14 protein-coding genes are annotated in these 19,514 nt (G+C 72.1%); 9 read left to right on the top strand and 5 right to left on the bottom strand.

Features of this window, described 5'->3' with window-relative positions:
* Positions 1-28: 28 nt before the first annotated feature.
* The 3 genes from ACIP9D_RS19830 to ACIP9D_RS19820 all read right to left on the bottom strand — a co-directional run bounded on the left by ACIP9D_RS19830 (position 29) and on the right by ACIP9D_RS19820 (position 2,774).
* Entirely contained in the window at positions 29-691 is a 663-nt protein-coding gene (locus ACIP9D_RS19830; RefSeq protein ID WP_350872911.1) for a L,D-transpeptidase family protein, read from the bottom strand.
* A gap of 678 nt (positions 692-1,369) precedes the next feature.
* A complete protein-coding gene (locus ACIP9D_RS19825) occupies positions 1,370-2,065 on the bottom strand; it encodes an HAD family hydrolase (RefSeq protein WP_350872964.1) in 696 nt (231 codons plus the stop codon).
* A gap of 130 nt (positions 2,066-2,195) precedes the next feature.
* On the bottom strand, positions 2,196-2,774 hold the full coding sequence (locus ACIP9D_RS19820) for a TetR/AcrR family transcriptional regulator (RefSeq protein WP_350872910.1): 579 nt from the start codon (positions 2,772-2,774) through the stop codon (positions 2,196-2,198).
* Positions 2,775-2,933: 159 nt separating this feature from the next.
* On the opposite strand from ACIP9D_RS19820, the gene ACIP9D_RS19815 reads away from it, so the two are divergent.
* Entirely contained in the window at positions 2,934-3,446 is a 513-nt protein-coding gene (locus ACIP9D_RS19815; protein ID WP_350872909.1) for a GNAT family N-acetyltransferase, read from the top strand.
* Here the strand turns inward: ACIP9D_RS19815 and ACIP9D_RS19810 are convergent.
* Together ACIP9D_RS19810 and ACIP9D_RS19805 are read right to left on the bottom strand one after the other, a co-directional pair.
* Complete coding sequence (locus tag ACIP9D_RS19810; RefSeq protein ID WP_350872908.1) at positions 3,443-4,837, bottom strand: serine hydrolase domain-containing protein; 1,395 nt, start codon at positions 4,835-4,837, stop codon at positions 3,443-3,445. The two genes, ACIP9D_RS19815 and ACIP9D_RS19810, sit on opposite strands and share 4 nt — an antisense overlap.
* 108 nt (positions 4,838-4,945) lie before the next feature.
* Positions 4,946-7,654, bottom strand: coding sequence for an MGH1-like glycoside hydrolase domain-containing protein (locus ACIP9D_RS19805; RefSeq protein WP_350872906.1), 2,709 nt, complete (start codon positions 7,652-7,654; stop codon positions 4,946-4,948).
* Positions 7,655-7,696: 42 nt separating this feature from the next.
* Here ACIP9D_RS19805 and ACIP9D_RS19800 point away from each other — a divergent pair, with 42 nt between their 5' ends.
* The 8 genes from ACIP9D_RS19800 to ACIP9D_RS19765 all read left to right on the top strand — a co-directional run bounded on the left by ACIP9D_RS19800 (position 7,697) and on the right by ACIP9D_RS19765 (position 19,508).
* Positions 7,697-9,640 carry an amylo-alpha-1,6-glucosidase gene (locus ACIP9D_RS19800; protein ID WP_350872904.1) on the top strand — a complete coding sequence of 648 codons (1,944 nt, stop codon included), beginning with the start codon at positions 7,697-7,699 and terminating at the stop codon, positions 9,638-9,640.
* 138 nt (positions 9,641-9,778) lie between these two features.
* A complete protein-coding gene (locus ACIP9D_RS19795) occupies positions 9,779-11,110 on the top strand; it encodes a glycosyltransferase family 4 protein (protein WP_350872903.1) in 1,332 nt (443 codons plus the stop codon).
* 73 nt (positions 11,111-11,183) lie between these two features.
* Complete coding sequence (locus tag ACIP9D_RS19790) at positions 11,184-13,049, top strand: protein kinase domain-containing protein (RefSeq protein WP_350872901.1); 1,866 nt, start codon at positions 11,184-11,186, stop codon at positions 13,047-13,049.
* Between the two features lie 52 nt (positions 13,050-13,101).
* Positions 13,102-14,940 carry a protein kinase domain-containing protein gene (locus ACIP9D_RS19785; protein WP_350872900.1) on the top strand — a complete coding sequence of 613 codons (1,839 nt, stop codon included), beginning with the start codon at positions 13,102-13,104 and terminating at the stop codon, positions 14,938-14,940.
* Between the two features lie 103 nt (positions 14,941-15,043).
* On the top strand, positions 15,044-15,853 hold the full coding sequence (locus ACIP9D_RS19780; protein WP_350872898.1) for a metal-dependent hydrolase: 810 nt from the start codon (positions 15,044-15,046) through the stop codon (positions 15,851-15,853).
* Positions 15,850-16,761 carry an amidohydrolase family protein gene (locus tag ACIP9D_RS19775; protein WP_350872897.1) on the top strand — a complete coding sequence of 304 codons (912 nt, stop codon included), beginning with the start codon at positions 15,850-15,852 and terminating at the stop codon, positions 16,759-16,761. The genes ACIP9D_RS19780 and ACIP9D_RS19775 overlap by 4 nt, the downstream gene beginning before the upstream one ends.
* 253 nt (positions 16,762-17,014) lie before the next feature.
* Entirely contained in the window at positions 17,015-18,112 is a 1,098-nt protein-coding gene (locus ACIP9D_RS19770) for a LacI family DNA-binding transcriptional regulator (RefSeq protein ID WP_350872963.1), read from the top strand.
* A 91-nt stretch (positions 18,113-18,203) separates the two neighbouring features.
* Positions 18,204-19,508: an extracellular solute-binding protein gene (locus tag ACIP9D_RS19765; RefSeq protein WP_350872896.1), complete on the top strand. Its 1,305-nt coding sequence runs from the start codon at positions 18,204-18,206 to the stop codon at positions 19,506-19,508.
* Positions 19,509-19,514: the final 6 nt, after the last annotated feature.

The following is a 19,514-nucleotide window of genomic DNA, read 5'->3' as shown; positions in this document are numbered from 1 at the left end:
GGGACGGCCCTGTCGGGGACGGGTGTCGTCAGTAGCGGCCGAGGTTCTGCACCGGACACATCACGATCCTCGGCGAGCGGGCCGGGTCGAGCCAGGTGAGCACCTTGAGCAGGTTGGCGTGGGAGAGGCTGACGCAACCGGCGGTCGCGTTGCCGCTGGCGGTGCTGAACTCGTGCAGGAAGATGCCGCTACCGACACCCGGCACCGGCTTCGCCACGTTCGGCGGCATGTTGTAGGTGATCACGCCGAAGTGGGTGTAGGCCGGGATCTCCTGCCAGAGCGCCTCGCTGTAGCCGCCCGGGTTGGTGGTGCTGTGCTGGAAGGTGTTGTACAGCGGCGAATTGACGTTCTCGTTCCACCAGTCGTACGTCACCACCCGGTGGTACGGGAACCGCACGCCCGGATCGGCGCCGATGCCGTACATGGTCGGGCCGAACGAGTAGACGCCGGTCGGCGTGGTGGGCACGCCCTCGACGTGGTTGTCGCTGAACCCCTTGGAGCCGATGCGCGCCGGCAGCGGCGCCGAGACCGCTGTCCAGTGCCCGCCCACCTTCGCGAACGTCTCCAGCGTCGCGTACGTCGTGCTGTAGCCGTTGCCGGTGACGATGACGACCTGGTCGGTCGCATCGGGCAGCGTGGTCAGCGCGGAGGCCCGGTTCGGCGGCGGGATGGGCCGCCCCCGCCCGCTCACGGCCGACCCGCCCGCGTCGCCACCGCAGCGAAATGTCTGCGTTCCATTCGAAGGATGATGACAGGCCGCAGCCGCTTCCGGTGTCCCGGAAATAGTGAGGAACGTCGGTTGCCCATGCGGAGAGTCGGCGTAACGGAAATGGCGAGCCGGACGCCACCGGGATCAGTCGGCGCCGAAACGGAAACAGATAACGGGTCAGGACCGGGTCCGCAACTCCCCGGTCCTGACCCCCACCGTCCGGGCGTGGTAGCGGACATCGTCGTATTGAACGTGCGGGCGTGGCACGCCGCCCACTCCGGGCTCAACACGACGAGCCGGCCCGCCTGCACTCAGCTCCACGGTGCCCAACGACCGGACTTCGGCGCGCTCCCGTCTCACCCCGAAGAGGCGCGAGCGCCGGCTCAGGTTAGGCGCGTTTCTCCAGGCTGGACAAGGAGCCGCGGAGCCGGAGAAGGGTGATTGATATCAACGTTGAAAAGCGGCATGTCGGCGTAACGCGACGGTTCTCGTGAACGCTGTTTCTGGTCGAGACGACCTCGCCACCGGAGGTGCCCCGCGCGGCGTGCGACCCGCCCGGCGTCGGCGTGGCGGTGCGCCGGCGGCGAGCGCGCGGAGCGGCGCCACTCGGCGCATCAACCGTACGCCCGTCGCGGCGGCGACGCCGGTGAGCGGCGCTGCTCAGAAGTGCCGAAGCAGGTCGGGGAAGGCGGCCAGGCGGAGCACCCCCCGATCGGTCGGGTCCAGGTCGTCATGCTCCAGCACCCAGGTGTTCTCGTTCGGGATGAACACGGCGTTCATCCCGGCGGCCCGGGCGGGGCGGATGTCGGAGCGCGGGGAGTTGCCGATCATCCAGGCGCGGGCGGGGTCGAAGCCGTGCTCGCGGACCAGCCACCGATAGGTGTCGACGTCCTTCTCCCGGACGATGTGCGCGGCCCGGAAGTGGTGCAGCAACCCGGACGCGTCGAGCTTGCGCTGCTGCTCCTCCCGCTCGCCCTTGGTCAGCAGCAGCAGCTCGTGCCGGCCGGCCAGTTCGTCCAGCGCCTCGGCCACCCCGGGCATCAGCTCGACCTTGTGCTCCACCAGCGCCACCGCGAGCCGGTCGATCTCCCGGCGCTCGGCGTCGGTGGCCGGCCGCTCGCGCAGCCGTTCCAGGCACTCCCCCAGGCTGCGCAGGAAGACCTTGCTGCCGTAGCCGTGCGCCACCGCGTTGGCCCGCTCGATGTCGTCGAGGATGGCCCGGGTCTCGGCCCGGTCGAGGGTGGGGTGATCGAGCCAGGCGAGGAAGTCGTCGATCACGCGCTCGAACACGACGTTGTTCTCCCAGAGCGTGTCGTCCGCGTCGAAGACCAACACCTGCCCACGCCGCCCTGCCATCCCACCGACCGTCATGCCGCCGCCTCCTCACGCTCGCCCGAACGGTCCGGGACTCTAAGGCACCGGGCGCGGTGTGCGCAGTGACTTTCCGCGCGGGCCGATCGACGCGTCGCGTCCGGCCGTTCGCTTGTCAGGGCCAGCGCAGCAGCCGGTCCGCGATCATCGCCTCCCGCTCCTCCTGCGCCTCGGGGCGCAGCCGGCCACCCCGGGTGAGCATGACCACGCCGTGCAGCAGGCTCCAGCCCACCTCGGCGAGGGTGTCCGGGTCACGCCCCGCAGCCAGCGGGGCGAGCGCCGCCCGCAGCTCGGCGAAGACCGCCCGGGGCGCCGCCGGCACGCCGTCAGCGCCGAGGGCCAGGTCGGGCGTCAGCACGAGCATCGCGTCGTAGACCTCCGGATTCGCGTACGCGAAGTCGAGGTACGCGCTCACCACCGCCGGCCAGGCGCCCTCCGGCCCGCCGGTCGCCTCGGCGTGAGCCTCGGCCAGGTCGGCGGCGATGTCGGCGAAGGCGCACACCGCGACGGCGGCGACCAGCGCCTCCAGATCGGCGAAGTGCCGGTAGAGATCACCGATGTCGATCTCGGCCCGATCGGCCAACCGCCGGATGCTCACCCCCGCCCAACCTTCCGCCTCGGCGAACTCGCGGGCAGCCGTGACGATGCGGTCGCGCAGATCTCGTTCGGCGGCCCCTTCTTCAGGTCCGGACACGCCACGAGCCTAGTGGCGCACACCGCCCGTAGTCGCTCGATGACGGATTGGCGACTACGGCCGAACCGGGGCGTCTCCGGCACCGGCGCACCCGACGCCGGGTGCGCCGGACGCGAAAAGTAGCTTGTGGCAGCCGCGGCGCCCTGCTTGGCTGCCGCCGTGACCGAACTTCACACACGGCGACTCACCCTGCACGCGATCGACACGGCGGAGGGCGAACGCATAGTCGCGCGCCAGGCCGGAGCGGGGGACGTCTGGGCAGATGACTTCCCTTTCGACGGTGACGTCATCGGCGTCACCGCGTTCCTGAGGACCGCCGCGGCCCACGGGAACCCACGGCCGTTCGGGCACTATCGGATCACTCGCAAGGCCGACGGGCAGGCCATCGGCGGCATCGGCTTCAGAGGCCAACCGCGCAACGGATGCGTCGAGATCGGCTACGGCCTGGCACCGTCGGCTCGTGGTCAGGGCTATGCGGCAGAGGCGCTGACCGCGCTGCTGACCGTCGCGGCCGAGCACGGCGTGTCCCGGGTCGTTGCCGACACCGACAGAGACAACGTCGCCTCCCAACGCACCCTCGAACGTGCGGGGTTCCGGCAGTCGGGTGCCGAGGGCGATCTGTGCCGCTACGAGATGCCTCTCGACAACTCCTCGCAATCGAGTCAGCCCTAGGGCTGGGCCGACGGTGCCCGTGGCCGGCGCACCTCGGTTGATGGTGTCGCGGTTTGCGCGACTCCTTCCTGCCGCAGTTCCAGGATGCATGGCCCATCGTTGGTCGGTAGGAACCGGACTTCCAAATCGAGTCCTGGGTGGAGGAAGCGACCGTCTGGGTCCGCAAGCAGTACAACCGGTTGCTGGGCAGCGGCGGAGAAGGTCAGTTGGCCGTTGGTGACCGCGATGTCGATCGGGTAGTCGTCGTGCAGAACGTAGCGGCCCGTCACGTCACCAAGGGGCGCGGCTGTGGTGCCGGTGGCGTACCGACGGTCCGCGGCGGCGCGGATGCTGGCCAGCAACTCCCATCCATCCTCGGAGTTGGTCATCGCAGCGACCGCGGTGCCACTGTCGGGCCACACGTAGGAGAAGCAGGTGTAGCCAACGTTCAACCCGGTGTGTCCGAAACGCCGGCGCCCGGCACGGTCGACGAACTCAGTGCCGAGCCCGTAGCTGCCACCAGGAATCTGCGGCGCCCACATCTCGATGGCCAGGTCGCGGTCGAGCAGCTTCGAGTCTCCCGAGGCCGCCCGGGCGATCTCGAGGTCCAGCCGGAGCAGGTCGGTCGGGGTGCTCCAGAGCCCAGCTGCGGCCGTCTCCGGTTGCGCTCGCCAACCGCCGGGAATCCCGGTGCCGCCACCGTGATGGCCACGAGCGACAAGATGCCGTCGCTGGTGCGGAAACCGCTGGTCGAAGCTGCTGTCGGCCATGCCCACCGGCTCCAGCACCAGAGTTCGCATGAGGTCCTCGAACGGGGTCCCGGTCGCGTCCACCACCAGCTGCTGGAGCACGGAGTAGTGGCTGCCCGAGTACCGGAAACGGCTACCCGGCAACAGGGTCGACCGAACCGGCGGAGTAGTCGTCGAGCCGCTGCCTTGCAGGACCTGCAACAGCGACGGGGCGCGATCCGCGGTGTAGCCGCGATACCAGGTGTCGGACAGACCCGCCGTGTGCGCCAGCAATTGGCGCAGCGTAACTCCCGGTCGCTGACCCTCGCGGTCGAGTAGCTGCCACGAGGTGAGGTACTCGCCGATGTCGGTGTCCAGGTCCAGGACACCGTCCTGGACCAGTCGCAATGCGCCGAATGCGGCGACATGCTTACTGATCGAACAGGCCGCAAACGCGGTGCCGGCGGTCACCGGCGTCGGCGTCTCGCCACCCGTGACGCCATACCCCGCCGCCCACACCCGCCCGCTCACGTGCCCGACGGCGATGCTGACCCCCGGCACCCGATAGATGCTCATCAGATCGGCCAACGCCGCCGTGTCCGGCGAGAGCCGCCCGGAAGACACGTTTCGGTCAAGTTGACCCAGCAATCGGACCCAGTCCTGAGAGAAGTCCACGTCTTTCACGACGTCGATTCTCGACCACACGTCCCGCCGGTGACAGGATCGAGCACGGTCATGCCCAGCGCCGCGACCGCGCGTCGGGCCAGCCGATCGGCGCGGTGCTGCGCGCGGTCAGCGGCGCAGGGTGAGGATCAGGTCGGCGACCAGCGCCGTCCAGCCGGTCTGGTGCCAGGCGCCCAGGCCCGCGCCGTTGTCGCCGTGGAAGTACTCCGGGAAGGCGATCAGGTCCCGCCAGTCCGGGTGCGTCTGGAAGAGCTGCGCCGCACCGTAGATCGGCCGGCGGCCCCAGCCGTCGCGGGTGAAGAGCGCGATCAACCGGGCGGAGAGGTCGTCGGCGATCTCGTTGAGGGTCAGCTTGACGCCGGACCGGGTCGGATACTCGACCTGGAGGTCGTCGCCGAAGAAGGCGGCGTAGTCGCGCAGCGCGCTGATCAGCAGAAAGTTGGTCGGCATCCAGATCGGGCCGCGCCAGTTGGAGTTGCCGCCGAAGAGGCCGCTGGTGGACTCGGCCGGCTCGTAGCCGACGCAGAACTCCTGCCCGCCGAGGGTGACCGAGAACGGCTTGTCCAGGTGTGCCCGGGAGAGCGTACGCAGGCCGTAATCGGAGAGGAACTCGTCGCTGTCCAGCATCCGGGCCAGCAGTCGGACCACCTGCTCCGGTCCCACCATGGAGAGCAGCCGCTGCTGCCGACCGTCCGGCCCCAGCCGGCGGGCGCCGACCACGTCGGCGTACTCGGGCCGGTTGGCCAGGAACCAGCGCAGCCGGGCGCCCAGCTCGGGCAGGTGGTGCAGGGTGCGGGCGCTGAGCCGGGTGACGGCGGCCAGCGGCAGCAGGCCGACCACCGAGCGGACCTTCAGCGGCACCTTGCTGCCGTCGGCGAGCCGCAGCACGTCGTAGAAGAAGGCGTCCTCCTCGTCCCAGAGCCCCTGCGAGTACGCGGCCGCGGCGATGTAGGTGAAGTGCTCGAAGAACTTCGTGGCGGTGTCCACCCAGGTGCGGTCGTGCTCAGCCAGCACGATGGCCATGTCGAGCATGTTGAGCGCGTACATCGCCATCCAGCCGGTGCCGTCGGACTGCTCCAGCACGCCGGCCACCGGCAGCGCCGCGGACCGGTCGAACGGCCCGACGTTGTCCAACCCGAGGAAGCCACCCTCGAAGACGTTGTTGCCCCCGGTGTCCTTGCGGTTGACCCACCAGGTGAAGTTGAGCAGCAGCTTGTGCATCACCCGGGCGAGGAACTCGTGGTCCCGGCTGCCGTCGATCTCGAACACCTTCAGCGCCGCCCAGGCGTGCACCGGCGGGTTCACGTCGCCGAACGCCCACTCGTACGCCGGGATCTGCCCGTTGGGGTGCAGGTACCACTCACGCAGCAGGAGCAGCAGCTGCGCCTTGGCGAAGCTCGGGTCCACCCGGGCGATGCTGACGCAGTGGAAGGCCAGGTCCCAGGCCGCGTACCACGGGTACTCCCACGGATCCGGCATGGAGATCACGTCGAAGCTGGTCATGTGCCACCAGTGGCTGTTGCGCCCGTGCCGGCGTCCGGCCGGCGGCGGCGAAGATCCGGGATCGCCCTCCAGCCACCGCTTGACGTCGAAGTGGTAGAACTGCTTGCCCCACATCAGCCCGGCGATGGCCTGCCGGGCCACCAGCGCCTCGTCGGCGCTGGCCCCGGCCGGGATCACGCCGGCGAAGAACCGGTTCGCCTCGGCCCGACGGGCCCAGAACACCGCGTCGAACCCGCCGCCCAGGTCGGCCGGGGGCGGCGGGTCGCCCGCCGGCGGCCCGGCGGTACGGGTCAGCCGCAGCCGGATCTGTCGCTTGCCGCCGGCCGGCACGTCCAGCACGTAGTGCAGCGCGCCCTTGGTGCCCTCCCGGTCCGGGTTGACCGTCGCCGCCCCGTCGACCACGTGGTCGTTGATGCCGTCCTTCGGATAGGGCGAGCGGCCCGGCAGGCCCCAGAGCCGCTCGGCGTTCGTGTCGTTGTCACAGAGCAACGGGGTCGGCGCCCCGTCGCCCTCCAGCAGCAACTGGCCGAGCACCCAGTGCTCGCCGACCAGCCGCGACCCGTCGCCCACCAGCCGCGGCACCCGGTCGGCGCCCGGCAGCCCCCAGGCCCAGGTGTTGCGGAACCAGAGCGTGGGCAGCACGTGCAGGGTGGCCGCCTGGTCGCCCCGGTTGGCCACGTTGATCACGATGCACATGTCCGTCGGCGACGCCTTCGCGTAGTCGACGGTCACCGCCCAGTACCGGTCGTCGTCGAAGATGCCGGTGTCCACCAGCTCGTACTCGGTGTCGTCCCGGCCGCGCAGCGCGTTCACCGCGACCAGCTCGTCGTAGGGGAAGGCGGCCTGCGGGTAGTGGTAGCGCCAGCGCATCCAGGAGTGCGTCGGGGTGGAGTCCTCGTACCACCAGTACTCCTTGACGTCCTCGCCGTGGTTGCCGCCGTCGCCGCCGAGACCGAACATCCGCTCCTTGAGGATCGGGTCCTTGCCGTTCCAGAGCGCGAGCGCGAAGCAGAAGGTCTGCCGGTCGTCGCAGACACCGGCCATGCCGTCGTCGTTCCATCGGTACGCTCGGGACCGCGCGTGATCGTGCGGGAAGTAGTCCCAGGCCGTACCGTGCTCGCTGTAGTCCTCCCGTACCGTTCCCCACGCCCGTTCGGACAGATAGGGACCCCATGCGCGCCAGTCCTGCTCCCCGGAGTCGGCTTGGGCCAGCCGGATCCGCTCAGCGTCAGGTGCCGGCGCGTCGGAGGACGAACGGTCGGTGATCACCTGCACATCTTCGACGCCGTTCGGGTACTTGACCACAGCAGCCATTCTCGTCGTGGCGTGTGGCACGCCGCCGCCGGTGGAGGAAAGTTGATCGACATTCGCTTCGGCCCGCAGGTCTGCACCGAGCTGACCAGCGCAGCGACCCGGGAGTGGCTGGTCTGCGACGGTGTCGGCGGCTACGCCATGGGCACGGTCAGCGGGTTGCGGACCCGCCGCTACCACGGGCTGCTGGTGGTGGCCGGCGACTCGCCCGCGTCCCGACGCGTGGGACTGGTCAGTCTCGACCCGGCCGTGCTGCTCCCCTCCGGGGCTCAGGTGCGTCTCGGCGCGCACGAGTGGGCCTCCGGAAACGTCGACCCGCGCGGGTTCGAACTGCTGGAGCAGTTCAGGTTGGTCGACGGGGTGCCGCGGTGGCGGTGGCGGATCGGCGACGTGGTGATCGAGCGGGAGCTGGGCATGCTTCCCGGCCGGTCGTGCGTCGCGGTGGTGCACCGGCTGGTCTCCGGCGGGCCGGTGCGCCTCGACCTTTCCGCGGCCTGCACCTGGCGGGACGCGCACGGCGAACGCCGGGCCGACGGTCCGGCTCCCACGGTGGAGCAGGTGGCCGGCGGCGCGGTGGTGGAGGACGCGTTCCGGCTCTCCGGGCCGGGCTGGACACCGCAGGGGCAGTGGTGGCTGGGTGTGCATCACCGGGAGGAGGCAGCTCGCGGGCTGCACCCGCAGGAGGACCTCTGGTACGCGGGTCGGTTCAGCGGCGCGCTGGAGCGGCCCGGCGACACGGTCTCGGTGCTGGCCTGGGCGGCGCCGCTGGAGGTCGAGCCGCCGCCGGCGACCGAGGTGATCGAGGTGGCCCGGCGGCGTAACCGGCAGGTGGTGGCGCAGGCGAAGCCCGCCGACGACGTCGAGGCGACGCTGGCCCTGGCCGCCGACGCGTTCGTGGTGCGCACCGCCGACGCCCCGGTGGACGTGGTCGCCGGCTACCCGTGGTTCGGCGCCTGGTCGCGCGACACCATGATCTCGTACGAGGGGCTCTTCCTCAGCACCAACCGGGCCGAGCTGGGGCGGGAGCTGCTGCGCTCGTACGCGGCGACGCTGTCGGAGGGGATGCTGGCGAACACCGCCGACACCGGCCGGGTGGAGTACAACACGGTCGACGCGACGCTGTGGTTCCTGCACGCGGTGAGCCGGCACGTGACCGTCACCGGCGACACCGACCTCGGCGACGAGCTGCTGCCGGCGCTGCACGCCGTGGTCGACGCGCACCGGGCCGGTACCCGCTACGGCATCGCCGTCGATCCGGCCGACGGGCTGCTCACCCAGGGCACCGAGGAGACCGCCCTCACCTGGATGGACGCCCGGGTCCACGGGGTTCCGGTGACTCCCCGCACGGGCAAGCCGGTCGAGGTCAACGCGCTCTGGATCAACGGGTTGGCCGGGCTGGCGGAGCTGACCGAGCTGGCCGGCGCGGACGCCGGTGAGCTGTGGCGGCTGCACCGGCGGGCCACCGACTCGTTCCGGGAGCGCTACCCGGCGCCGGCGGGCTGGCTGCACGACGTGCTGGACGCGCCCGCGCCGGCGTACCCGCTGGGTGGGGCCGCGTACCACGACGACGACTCGCTGCGCCCGAACCAGCTGCTCGCCTGGTCCCTGCCGTACGCCCCGCTGGAGCCGGACGAGGCGACCCTGCGCCGGATCGGCGGCGCGCTGCTCACCCCGCTCGGCCCGCGCAGCCTCTCTCCCGACGCCCCCGAGTTCGTCGGCCGGCACCGGGGCGGGCCGGCCGCGCGGGACGGCGGCTACCACCAGGGCACCGTCTGGCCGTGGCTGTTCGGGCCGTACGTGGACGCGGCCCGGCGGGCCAAGATGCCGGTCGACGAGCTGTTCGTGGGGCTCGAGGCCCACCTCACCGAGTACGGGCTCGGGTCGGTCAGCGAGACGGCCGACGGTCTGCCGCCGCACGGCGCCACCGGCTGCCCGTTCCAGGCGTGGTCGGTCGCCGAGTTGCTGCGGGTGCGCCGCGCCGGCCGTTAGCGCTTTACACGACCGCAACGGCGGTGTCGCCACTGGTTATCCAGGTCACGGCAGGATTGGCCCCGATCCAGACGCGACGACGGACACCATCGCGGGTGTCGGTCGGCGCGCGCCCGGGGACAACTCCAAGGGGGCCGCATGTCACCTGACGCTGACGTGATCGACATCCACCCCGCCCGGCACCAGCGGGTGCTCATCCTGTCGTGGGAATATCCGCCCGTGCTCGTCGGTGGCCTCGGCCGGCACGTGCACGCCCTCTCCGTCGCCCTGGCCGCCGCCGGCCACGAGGTCACCGTCGTCACCCGCCACGCCGAGGGCGCCCCGCTCGAGGAGTACGCCGACGGCGTCCGGATCCTGCGCGCCGCCGAGGACCCGGTCACCTTCCCGCTGGCCACCGGCAGCCTGCTGGCCTGGACCATGGCCTTCAACCACACCCTCACCCGGGCCGCCCTGCGCGCGACCGAGGCCGGCGACTACGACGTCATCCACGCCCACGACTGGCTGGTCGCGCACACCGCGGTCACCCTCGCCGAGCATCTCGACCTGCCCCTGGTGACCACCATCCACGCCACCGAGGCCGGCCGGCACCAGGGCTGGCTGCCCGAGGAGATGAACCGCACCATCCACGGCGTGGAGCACTGGCTGAGCAACTCCTCCGTCCGGGTGATCGCTTGCTCCGGCTACATGCGCGACCAGGTCACCACCCTCTTCGAGGTGCCCGTCGCGCAGGTCGACGTGGTGCCCAACGGGGTCGACGACCGGGCGTGGCGGGCCCGCCCGCGCGCCGTCGCCTCCGCCCGGGCCCGGTTCGCCGGGAAGGGTCCCTTGGTCGGGTACGCCGGCCGGCTGGTCTACGAGAAGGGCGTGCAGCACCTGATGCACGCCGTGCCGTACCTGCGGCAGCGGCACCCCGGGCTGCGGGTGGTGATCGCCGGGGACGGCCCGTACCGGGGTGAGCTGGAGGAGGAGGCCCGGCGGCTCGCGCTCACCTCGACCGTCCGCTTCGCCGGCTTCCTGGACACCACCCAACTGCCGGCGATGCTCGCCGCCACCGACGCGACCGTGGTGCCCAGCCTCTACGAGCCGTTCGGCATGGTCGCGTTGGAGGCGGCCGCGGCCGGCGCGCCGCTGGCGGTGGCCCGCACCGGCGGCCTAGCGGAGATCGTCGAGCCCGGGGTGACCGGGGTGACGTTCCCGCACAGCGACCCGGACGCGCTGGCCACCGCGGTCGATCAGCTCCTCGGCGACGAGGTGTTCGCCCGGCGGGTCGCCCGCCGGGCGCGGACCATGGTGGGCGAGCGGTACGGCTGGGCGACCATCGCGGCGCGCACCGCCGGCAGCTATGCCGCCGCCCGACGGGAGCACGGGCCGTTGCAGGCCCGCCGGGCCGCCGCTCGGCTGGCCGGTGGCCGTCCGCACCTCACCATTCCGGACGGAAACCTGCTCGTCCGCGACGGTACGGCCTGTTGACCGAGGCGTACGACCGATAGGTCACCTCCGATCCGCTGGCTAGGGTGTACATCGGACAGCGGCGGGGAGGAGCGTGCGGCAGGTGCTGATCGCCGGCCGGTACCGGCTGCTCGACCTGGTGGGCCGCGGGGGCATGGGACGGGTGTGGCGCGCCCGCGACGAGATGCTGCACCGCGACGTCGCGGTCAAGCAGGTCGTGCCGCCCGCCTGGCTGGCCGACGACGAGCGGGCCGAGCTGCGGGCGCGCACTCTGCGGGAGGCGCGCACCGCGGCCCGGCTCAACCATCCCCGGGTGGTCCGGCTCTACGACGTGGTCCCGGTCGACGGCGAACCCTGGATCGTCATGGAGTACGTCCCGTCCCGGACCCTGCAGGACGTGCTGGACGGCGAGGGGCCGCTCGACCCGCCCCGGGCGGCCCGGATCGGGCTGGCCGTGCTGGCGGCGTTGCGCGCCGCGCACGCCGCCGGGGTGCTGCACCGGGACGTGAAGCCGCAGAACGTGCTCGTCGCCCACGACGGGCGGGTGATGCTCACCGATTTCGGGCTGGCCGTCTTCGACGGCGGCGACGGGGCGATGACGCGGCCCGGCATGGTGCTCGGTTCGCCGCAGTACGTCGCCCCCGAGCGGGCTGCCGAGGGGGTCTCCAGCGTCGAGGCCGACCTCTGGTCGCTCGGCGCCACGCTGCACGCCGCGGTCGAGGGCCGTTCCCCGTACGCCCGCAGTACCGCGATGGCCACCCTCAGCGCCCTGGCGAGCGCGCCACCGGATCCGGCGCCGCACGCCGGTGCGCTGGCGCCGGTGCTCGCCGGGCTGCTCCGCCGCGATCCGCGGCAACGGATCGACCACGACGAGGCCCATCGCCGGCTGACCGTCGCCGCCGAGTGGGTCGGGCCGCAGGCGCCGGTGGCGGCCGACCAACCGACCGGCGACGGGCGGTGTGCCGATGCTCCGGCGGACCGGTCGCCGAGCCCGGCTGACACCGCTGACCGGCCGGCGGCGACCGGGGGCAACCCGACCGGACCGGCCGGAGACGGCGATGTCGAGCCGGCCGTGGACAGCACCGCCGGGCCGGCCGGTGACAGGGCGCCCGAGGCGGCCGAGGGCAGCACCGTCTGGCCGGCCCGGAGCGGTGCGGCCGAGCCGGGCGTGGGTGGCACGACCGGACCGGCCGGGGGTGGCGCGTCGCTGGCCGGTGGGGCCGGTCGGCGGCTGCTGCGTCGCGGCGCGCTGGTCGCCTCGGCGCTGCTGGTGGCCGCGGCGGCGGGCATCGGCACCGCGCTGGCGGTCACCGGCGACGGACACCGGGAGCCGAACGCCGCCGATCGACGCGATCCCGGCCCACCTCCCGGCCCGCCGCCCTCCGGGCCGTTCGACCGCGGACCGGACCGGCACCGGCCGCCGCCCGGCGGTCCCGGGGTGCCCCCGCCGCCGTTTCCGTGCGTCCGGCCGGAGATCGTCGGCCAGCCGGTGCCGGCCGCCGGCCCGGTCGCAGGCGAACGGTTCCGGCCACCGCACGGCTGGCTCTGGCACACTGACGCCCGCGGATTCCGGGTGGCCGTGCCGAGCGGGTGGCGGTACTCCCAGGACGGACCGATCGCCTGCTTCCAGGACCCGGCGACCGGCCGCGCGCTCGGCGTCGCCGGCCCGGAGAGTGGCGACCCGGTCCCCCGGCTGCGCGCCATGCGTGACGAGGCGGCGGAGGCGGGCGCGCTGCCCGACTACGACGAGGTGCGGCTCGCCCCGAGCGGCGGCGACACGGTGTGGGAGCTGCGCTGGGACACCCCGCACGGCGACCGGCTGCACGCCACCCAGACGGTGCCCGGGGCACCGCCGGGCGCCGAGGGCTGGACCCTGGGCTGGATCGCCCGTGACTCGGACTGGGCCGGCGCCGGGGCGGACTGGTCGACGATCCGGGCGAGCTTCCGCCCGCCACCTTGACCGTCCACGGCGGATGAGAAAACCATGACCGGTGGCTATCGTGTAACCGGGGGTGACCGAGGGGGACGCGACCGTGCGGCAGCTGCTGATCGCAGGTCGGTACCGGCTGCTCGACCTGGTCGGCACCGGCGGGATGGGCCGCGTCTGGCTGGCCCGTGACGAGATGCTGCACCGCGACGTCGCGGTCAAGGAAATCGTCCCGCCCGCCTGGCTGGCCGAGGCCGAGCGCGATGAGCTGCGGCTGCGGACCCTGCGCGAGGCGCGTACGGCCGCCCGGCTCAGCCATCCCAACGTGGTCCGGCTCTACGACGTCGTGCACGACCGGGACAGCCCGTGGATCGTGATGGAGTACGTCGAGTCCCGCTCGCTGCAGCAGGTGCTGGCCACCGAGGGTCCGCTGAGTCCACGGCGGACGGCCCGGATCGGGCTGGCCGTGCTGGCCGCGCTGCGCGCCGCACACGCCGCCGGGGTGCTGCACCGGGACGTGAAACCGCACAACGTGCTGATCGCCGCGGACGGGCGGGTGGTGCTGACCGACTTCGGGCTGGCCACCTTCACCGGTGGGGACGGGGCGATGACCGGGCCCGGGATGGTGCTCGGCTCGCCGCAGTTCGTGGCGCCGGAGCGTGCCCGCGACGGGGTCTCCGATCCGCGTACCGACCTCTGGTCGCTCGGCGCGACCCTCTACGCGACGGTGGAGGGGAAGTCGCCGTACGCCCGGTCCAGCGCGATGGCGACGCTGACCGCGCTGGCCACCGACCCGCCGGACCCGATGCGCCGGGCCGGGCCGCTGCGCCCGGCGCTCACCGGGCTGTTGCAGCGCGACCCGTGGCGACGGCTCACCGCCGCCGAGGCCGAACCGCTGCTGCGCGCCGCGGCGAGCGGGCCGGATGCCGCAACGCTCGGCCCGACGGCACCGCCGCCCGGGTTCGGCCTGCCGCCGCCCGAGCTCTCCCTCGGCCGGCAGGCAGGGCTCACCCCGCCGCCGGGATTCAGCCTGTCGTCACCTGGCCACCAGCCGGAGCACCAGGACGAGCCGGCGGCGGCACGCTCACGCCCGGCTCCCGACGGCGCGGACGGTCAGGTCGGTGGCGGTCCGACCCTCGTGGACGCCCCGGCAGGTGAAGATGCCCCGAGCGCGCAGGGCCGGCCGGCGGCGGGTTCGGTGGCGGACGGCGTACCGGGGCGACGGAAGCGCGCGCAGGGCCGGCGGGATCGAGGACGCCGCCGACGGCTCGCGGTCACGGGTGCGGGGCTCGTCCTCGTGCTGCTCGCCGCCGCGGGTACCGCCGTGGCGCTGAACGCCCGGGGGGAGCCGCAACGAAGACCGTCGGGCTCCGGCGGCGGGGACAGCTCCACCCGGCCTGCCACCTTCGCCTGCGCGACCCCGCCCCCACCGGCGGCTGACCCGGTGCCGTCGGTGCCGCCGCCGCCGGGGGCGCGGTTCCGGCTGGTGCCCGGCTGGACGTGGTACACCGACCCGACCGGGTTCCGGATCGCCGCTCCGGTCTCCTGGCTGCGTTGGAGCGAGGATGCTGTCACCTGTTTCCGCGAGCCTGGCGGTGCTCGGGTGCTCAGCGTCGAGGCGAGCGCCCGACGCAGTGACCCGGTGGCCTGGTGGGAGGCAGAGGAGCGGCGGCTCACCGGCGACGGGGCGCTGCCGGGTTACCACAAGGTGGACATATCCCCGATGGACATCTTCCACGGCGGCGCCGTCTGGGAGTGCGGGTGGGTCAACGCCGCGGGCGAGCGGGTGCACACCGCCCGACTGCTGGCGAACACCTCCGCCTACCGCGCGTACACCGTCTCATGGTTGACAAAAGAGTTCGACTGGCAGGTCAACGCGACATACTTCGCAATGATCCGGCAGAGCTTCACACCCGCCCCCTGAGACTCTCCTTAGTGGACCGTCCGGGTGATTGCCCGCACGGCCCCGCTTCTGACTAGAGTGACGGTGCTCTGGCGCTCAAGATCCCTGGGGAGGGTGAGCCGACATGATGGGACCATCGCACGCGCTGTCCGGCGCGGCGGTGTGGTTGGCCGGATCCTGGGCACTGGACCAGTTCGCCGACTATCACCAGTCGCCGCTCGCGCTCGCCGTCGGCACCGCGGTCTGCGCCGGCGGCGCGCTCTTCCCCGACCTCGACCTCTCCGGCAAGGTGACCCGCAACCAGGGTGGCGCCACGGTGGCCCGGACCTTCGGCGTGGTCAGCCTCTTCTTCGCCGAGGTGATGGAGAAGATCTCCCTCGGCGTCTACTACGCGACCAAGCTGAGCCGCGACCCGAAGCGGAACAACGGCCACCGGACGCTGACCCACACCATTCCGTTCACCGTGCTGGTCGGCTGGGGCACCACCGCCCTCTGCGCGGCGTACGGCAAGTGGGCGGTCATCGGCATCCTGTTCTTCATGATCGGGCTGGCCCTGCGCGGCCTGTTCGACAAGTGGGCCGAGCGGGCCGGTTGGGTGATCGTCACCCTCGCGTCGCTGGCCGCCGCGTGGTTCACCTACGCGAATCTGCCGGGCGGACGGGGCTATCCCCTGATCGGCACCGCGGTGGGGGTGGGCTGTTTCGTGCACATCCTCGGCGACATGATCACTCGCGCCGGCGTGCCCATTCTCTGGCCGATCCCGATCAAGCGTCGGATGTGGATGATGGTCGGCCTGCCCAACGGCATCGCGCTGCGTACCGGCAGCAAGACCGAGGTGGTCGTGCTGCGTGCCGTGCTGACCGTGATCTCGCTGCTGGCCACGGCCGGGCTTTTGGCGCCGTCGGTGCTGCAACGGTTCAACATCGAGATATGACCGGCCCGTCCGGCGCGCCCAGCGCCCCGGACGCCGACGCCGGTGTTCCGGTGTTCTGGCGGGGGCTCGGCCTGCCCGGGCTGGCCGACGTGCACGTGCACTTCCTGCCGCCCCGGCTGCTGCGCCGGGTCTGGGCGTACTTCGACGCGGCCGGTCCGTTGGTCGGCACCGAGTGGCCGATCCGCTACCGGTGGAGCGACGCGGAGCGGGTCGCGCACCTGCGGCGGCTCGGGGTGCACGCGTTCAGCGCGCTGGCGTACCCGCACCGGCCGGGGATGGCCGCCGAGCTGAACCGGTGGACGCTCGACTTCGCCCGGGCCACGCCGGGTTGCCTGCCCTCGGCCACCTTCTTTCCCGAGCCGGCGGCCCCCGGCTACGTCGCCGAGGCGCTGGACGCCGGCGCACGGGTGTTCAAGGTGCACGTCCAGGTCGGTGGGTTCCCACCCACCGACCCGACGTTGGACGACGTCTGGGGGTTGATCGCCGACGCCGGTGTGCCGGTGGTGGTGCACGCCGGGCACGCTCCGGTCGGTACCGCGCACACCGGGCCGGAGCCGTTCGCGGCGCTGCTCGCCCGGCACCCGACGCTGACCGCGGTGGTGGCCCACCTCGGCGCGCCCGACTACCGGGCCTTCCTCGACCTCGCCGAGTCCTACGAGCGGGTGCGGCTGGACACCACGATGGCGTTCACCCCGTTCTTCGACCGGTTCCTGCCCTTTCCGGCTGAGGAGCTGCCCCGGCTGCGTGAGCTGGGGCTGGCCGGCAAGGTGCTGCTCGGCAGCGACTTCCCGAACATCCCCTACCCGTACGCCGAGCAGCTGACCGGGCTGGCCCGCCTCGACCTGGGCGACGACTGGCTGCGCGCGGTCTGCTGGCACAACGCCGCCGCCCTCTTCGACCTGGGCTGAACACGGCTGCCGGCCGCTGTGACGCACACCACCTGCCGGCCGGCCCGCCCCCGCATTCGGCGAAGCAGCCGCCGGACGCGTCGCCGGGCGGCGAGAAGGTCGTTTCGACCGCGTCGACGCACGCTGGACACCGGCTATTGACGATCCCGTAACACTGACCTACGGTTCTGTCGAAACGCTTAGTCGAAACGCTTCGACAAGCGCGATCAACGACGATCGACCAGCCGGCCGAAGGAGGTGCGGGGTGGCCACCATGCACGACGTCGCCCGCCTCGCCCGGGTCTCGGTCAGCACCGTGTCGTACGTGCTCACCGGCACCCGGCCGATCTCCCAGGCGACCCGGGACAAGGTCCTCGCGGCCATGGCCGAGCTCGAATACCAGCCGAACGCGATGGCCCGCGGGCTGGCCAGCCGGCGCAGCCGGATCGTCGGCCTGCTCATGCCGATGGACGAGCGTGGGCTGGGCGCCACCGAGACCGCCTTCGTCACCGGCGCGGCCGCCGCTGCCAGCGCCGCCGGCTACCACCTGGTGCTCTCCCCGGTCGGCGCCGCCGACTCCGACGACCTGCGCCGGCTGGCCAGCCAGCGGATGTTCGACGGCGCGGTGCTGATGGAGGTACAGGTCGAGGACCCGCGGGTCACCGCCCTCCAGGAGGCCGGGGTGCCGCTGGTGCTGATCGGCCGCACCGGTGACACCGCCGGCCTCTCCTACGTCGACATCGACTTCGACCAGACCGTCCGGGACGCCGTCGACCACCTGGTCGAGCTCGGCCACCGGCGCATCGTCTACGTGAACCACTCGGCCGCCACCATCGAGGCCGGCTACGGCCCGGCGCTGCGTACCCGCGACTCCTTCGTCGCCGCGATGCAGGGCTACGGCCTGGAGCCCCTGATGATCCCCGCCGGGGACAGCGCGGCCGGCGGTCGGGCCGCCCTGGCCGAGGCGCTGGCCCAGGCCCCCGACCTCACCGCCGTGCTGGCGATGAACGAGAGCGCGATCTTCGGCATCCTCGGCGGGCTGACCACCCTCGGTGTGGCCGTGCCCGACGACGTGTCGGTGGTGTCGATGGTGACCTCGGCCCAGGTGGCCGAGCTGGCCACGCCCGCGCTGACCGCGATGGCCTCGCCCGGCTCGGCGCTCGGCCGGATCGCGGTGGAGGCCCTGCTGCGCCAACTCGAGGGGGCCGGCGGCGACCACCACCAGCAACTACTGCCCTGCGCGCTGGAGATCCGCGGGTCGAGCGGAGCGGTACGCCTGTCCGCCACCCCCGGCGGCGGCACCGGCCCGCCCGGCACCGGCCCGCCGGTCACCTCGACCGAGGGTGCCGACCACCGCGCTGCCACGCGGTAACGCGCACCAGGAACCAAAAAACCCGCCACCGCGCTGCCACGCGGTGACGGGCACCACAAGTACCGACTCGATACTCACCAGGAGGATAGCAATGCACCGATTCGGCAGGCTGGCTGCTGCGGTGGCGCTGGCCGCGACCGCAGCGACGACCATCGTCGCGTGCGGCGATGGTGGCGGCGGCGACGGCAGCGAGGCCAAGACCCTCAAGCTCTGGCACTACGAGAGCGCGAACAGCGCCATGGGCATCGCCTGGGACCGGGCCATCCAGATCTTCAAGGACGAGCACCCGGGCGTCGAGGTCCAGTTCGAGCGCAAGGCGTTCGAGCAGATCCAGCAGAACGCGGGCATGATCATCAACTCGTCCGAGGGCCCGGACATCATGGAGTACAACAAGGGCAACGCGACCGCGGGCCTGCTCTCCTCCCAGGGGCTGCTGACCGACCTCTCCGCCGAGGCCGACAAGCGCGGCTGGGCCGGCAAGCTCAGCCCCAGCCTGCAGACCACCGCGCGCTATGACGACAAGGGCGTCATGGGCTCGGGCAACTGGTACGGCGTGCCGAACTACGGCGAGTACGTGACGGTCTACTACAACAAGGACCTCTTCGATAAGTACGGCGTCAAGGTGCCGACCACGATGGCCGAGATGACGGCCGCGATGGACACCTTCGTCGGCAAGGGCGTCACGCCGCTGGGCATGGGCGGCGCCGAGTACCCGGCCGGCCAGCTCTTCTACCAGCTGGCGCTGGCCAAGGCGGACCGGCAGTTCGTCAACAACTACGAGCTCTACAAGAACCCGGTCGACTTCAAGGCCGACCCGCTGAAGTACGGCGCGGAGACCTTCGCCGACTGGGTGCGGAAGGGCTACGTCGCCAAGGACTCGGCGAGCCTGAAGGCCGAGGACATGGGCACCGCGTTCATCAGCGGCAAGGCTCCCATGATCGTCTCGGGTAGCTGGTGGTACGGCCGGTTCAAGGCCGAGATGAAGGCCAACTGGGACAGCTTCCTGTTCCCCGGCAACACCCTGCAGGCCGGCTCCTCCGGCAACCTCTGGGTGGTCCCGCAGACCAGCAAGGCCAAGTCGCTGGCGTACGACTTCATCGACATCACCCTGCGTCCGGAGATCCAGGACCTGATCGGCAACAACGGTGGCGTCCCGGTGGCCGGCGACCCCTCGAAGATCACCGATCCGAAGGACCGGAAGCTGATCGAGAACTTCAACACCGTCAGCGCGCAGGACGGCCTGGCCTTCTACCCGGACTGGCCGGTCCCCGGCTACTACGACGTGCTGGTCTCCGGCTTCCAGAGCCTGATCAACGGTTCCAAGTCTCCCGACCAGGTCCTCGACTCGATCGCCAAGCCGTACCAGGACGGCGTCAAGGAGATCACCGGCAAGTAGCACGGC

It is taken from the genome of Micromonospora sp. NPDC093243 (assembly GCF_044753725.1).
GTDB lineage: Bacteria > Actinomycetota > Actinomycetes > Mycobacteriales > Micromonosporaceae > Micromonospora.
Note: the sequence above shows the minus strand (reverse complement) of the source record. Positions and strands in the feature narration are given on the sequence as shown.

Coding starts and splice junctions, on each gene's coding strand:
- ACIP9D_RS19780 (WP_350872898.1), top strand. CDS start 15,044: ATGATGGGACCATCGCACGCGCTGTCCGGCGCGGCGGTGTGGTTGGCC.
- ACIP9D_RS19795 (WP_350872903.1), top strand. CDS start 9,779: ATGTCACCTGACGCTGACGTGATCGACATCCACCCCGCCCGGCACCAG.
- ACIP9D_RS19765 (WP_350872896.1), top strand. CDS start 18,204: ATGCACCGATTCGGCAGGCTGGCTGCTGCGGTGGCGCTGGCCGCGACC.
- ACIP9D_RS19805 (WP_350872906.1), bottom strand. CDS start 7,654: ATGGCTGCTGTGGTCAAGTACCCGAACGGCGTCGAAGATGTGCAGGTG.
- ACIP9D_RS19825 (WP_350872964.1), bottom strand. CDS start 2,065: ATGGCAGGGCGGCGTGGGCAGGTGTTGGTCTTCGACGCGGACGACACG.
- ACIP9D_RS19775 (WP_350872897.1), top strand. CDS start 15,850: ATGACCGGCCCGTCCGGCGCGCCCAGCGCCCCGGACGCCGACGCCGGT.
- ACIP9D_RS19770 (WP_350872963.1), top strand. CDS start 17,015: ATGCACGACGTCGCCCGCCTCGCCCGGGTCTCGGTCAGCACCGTGTCG.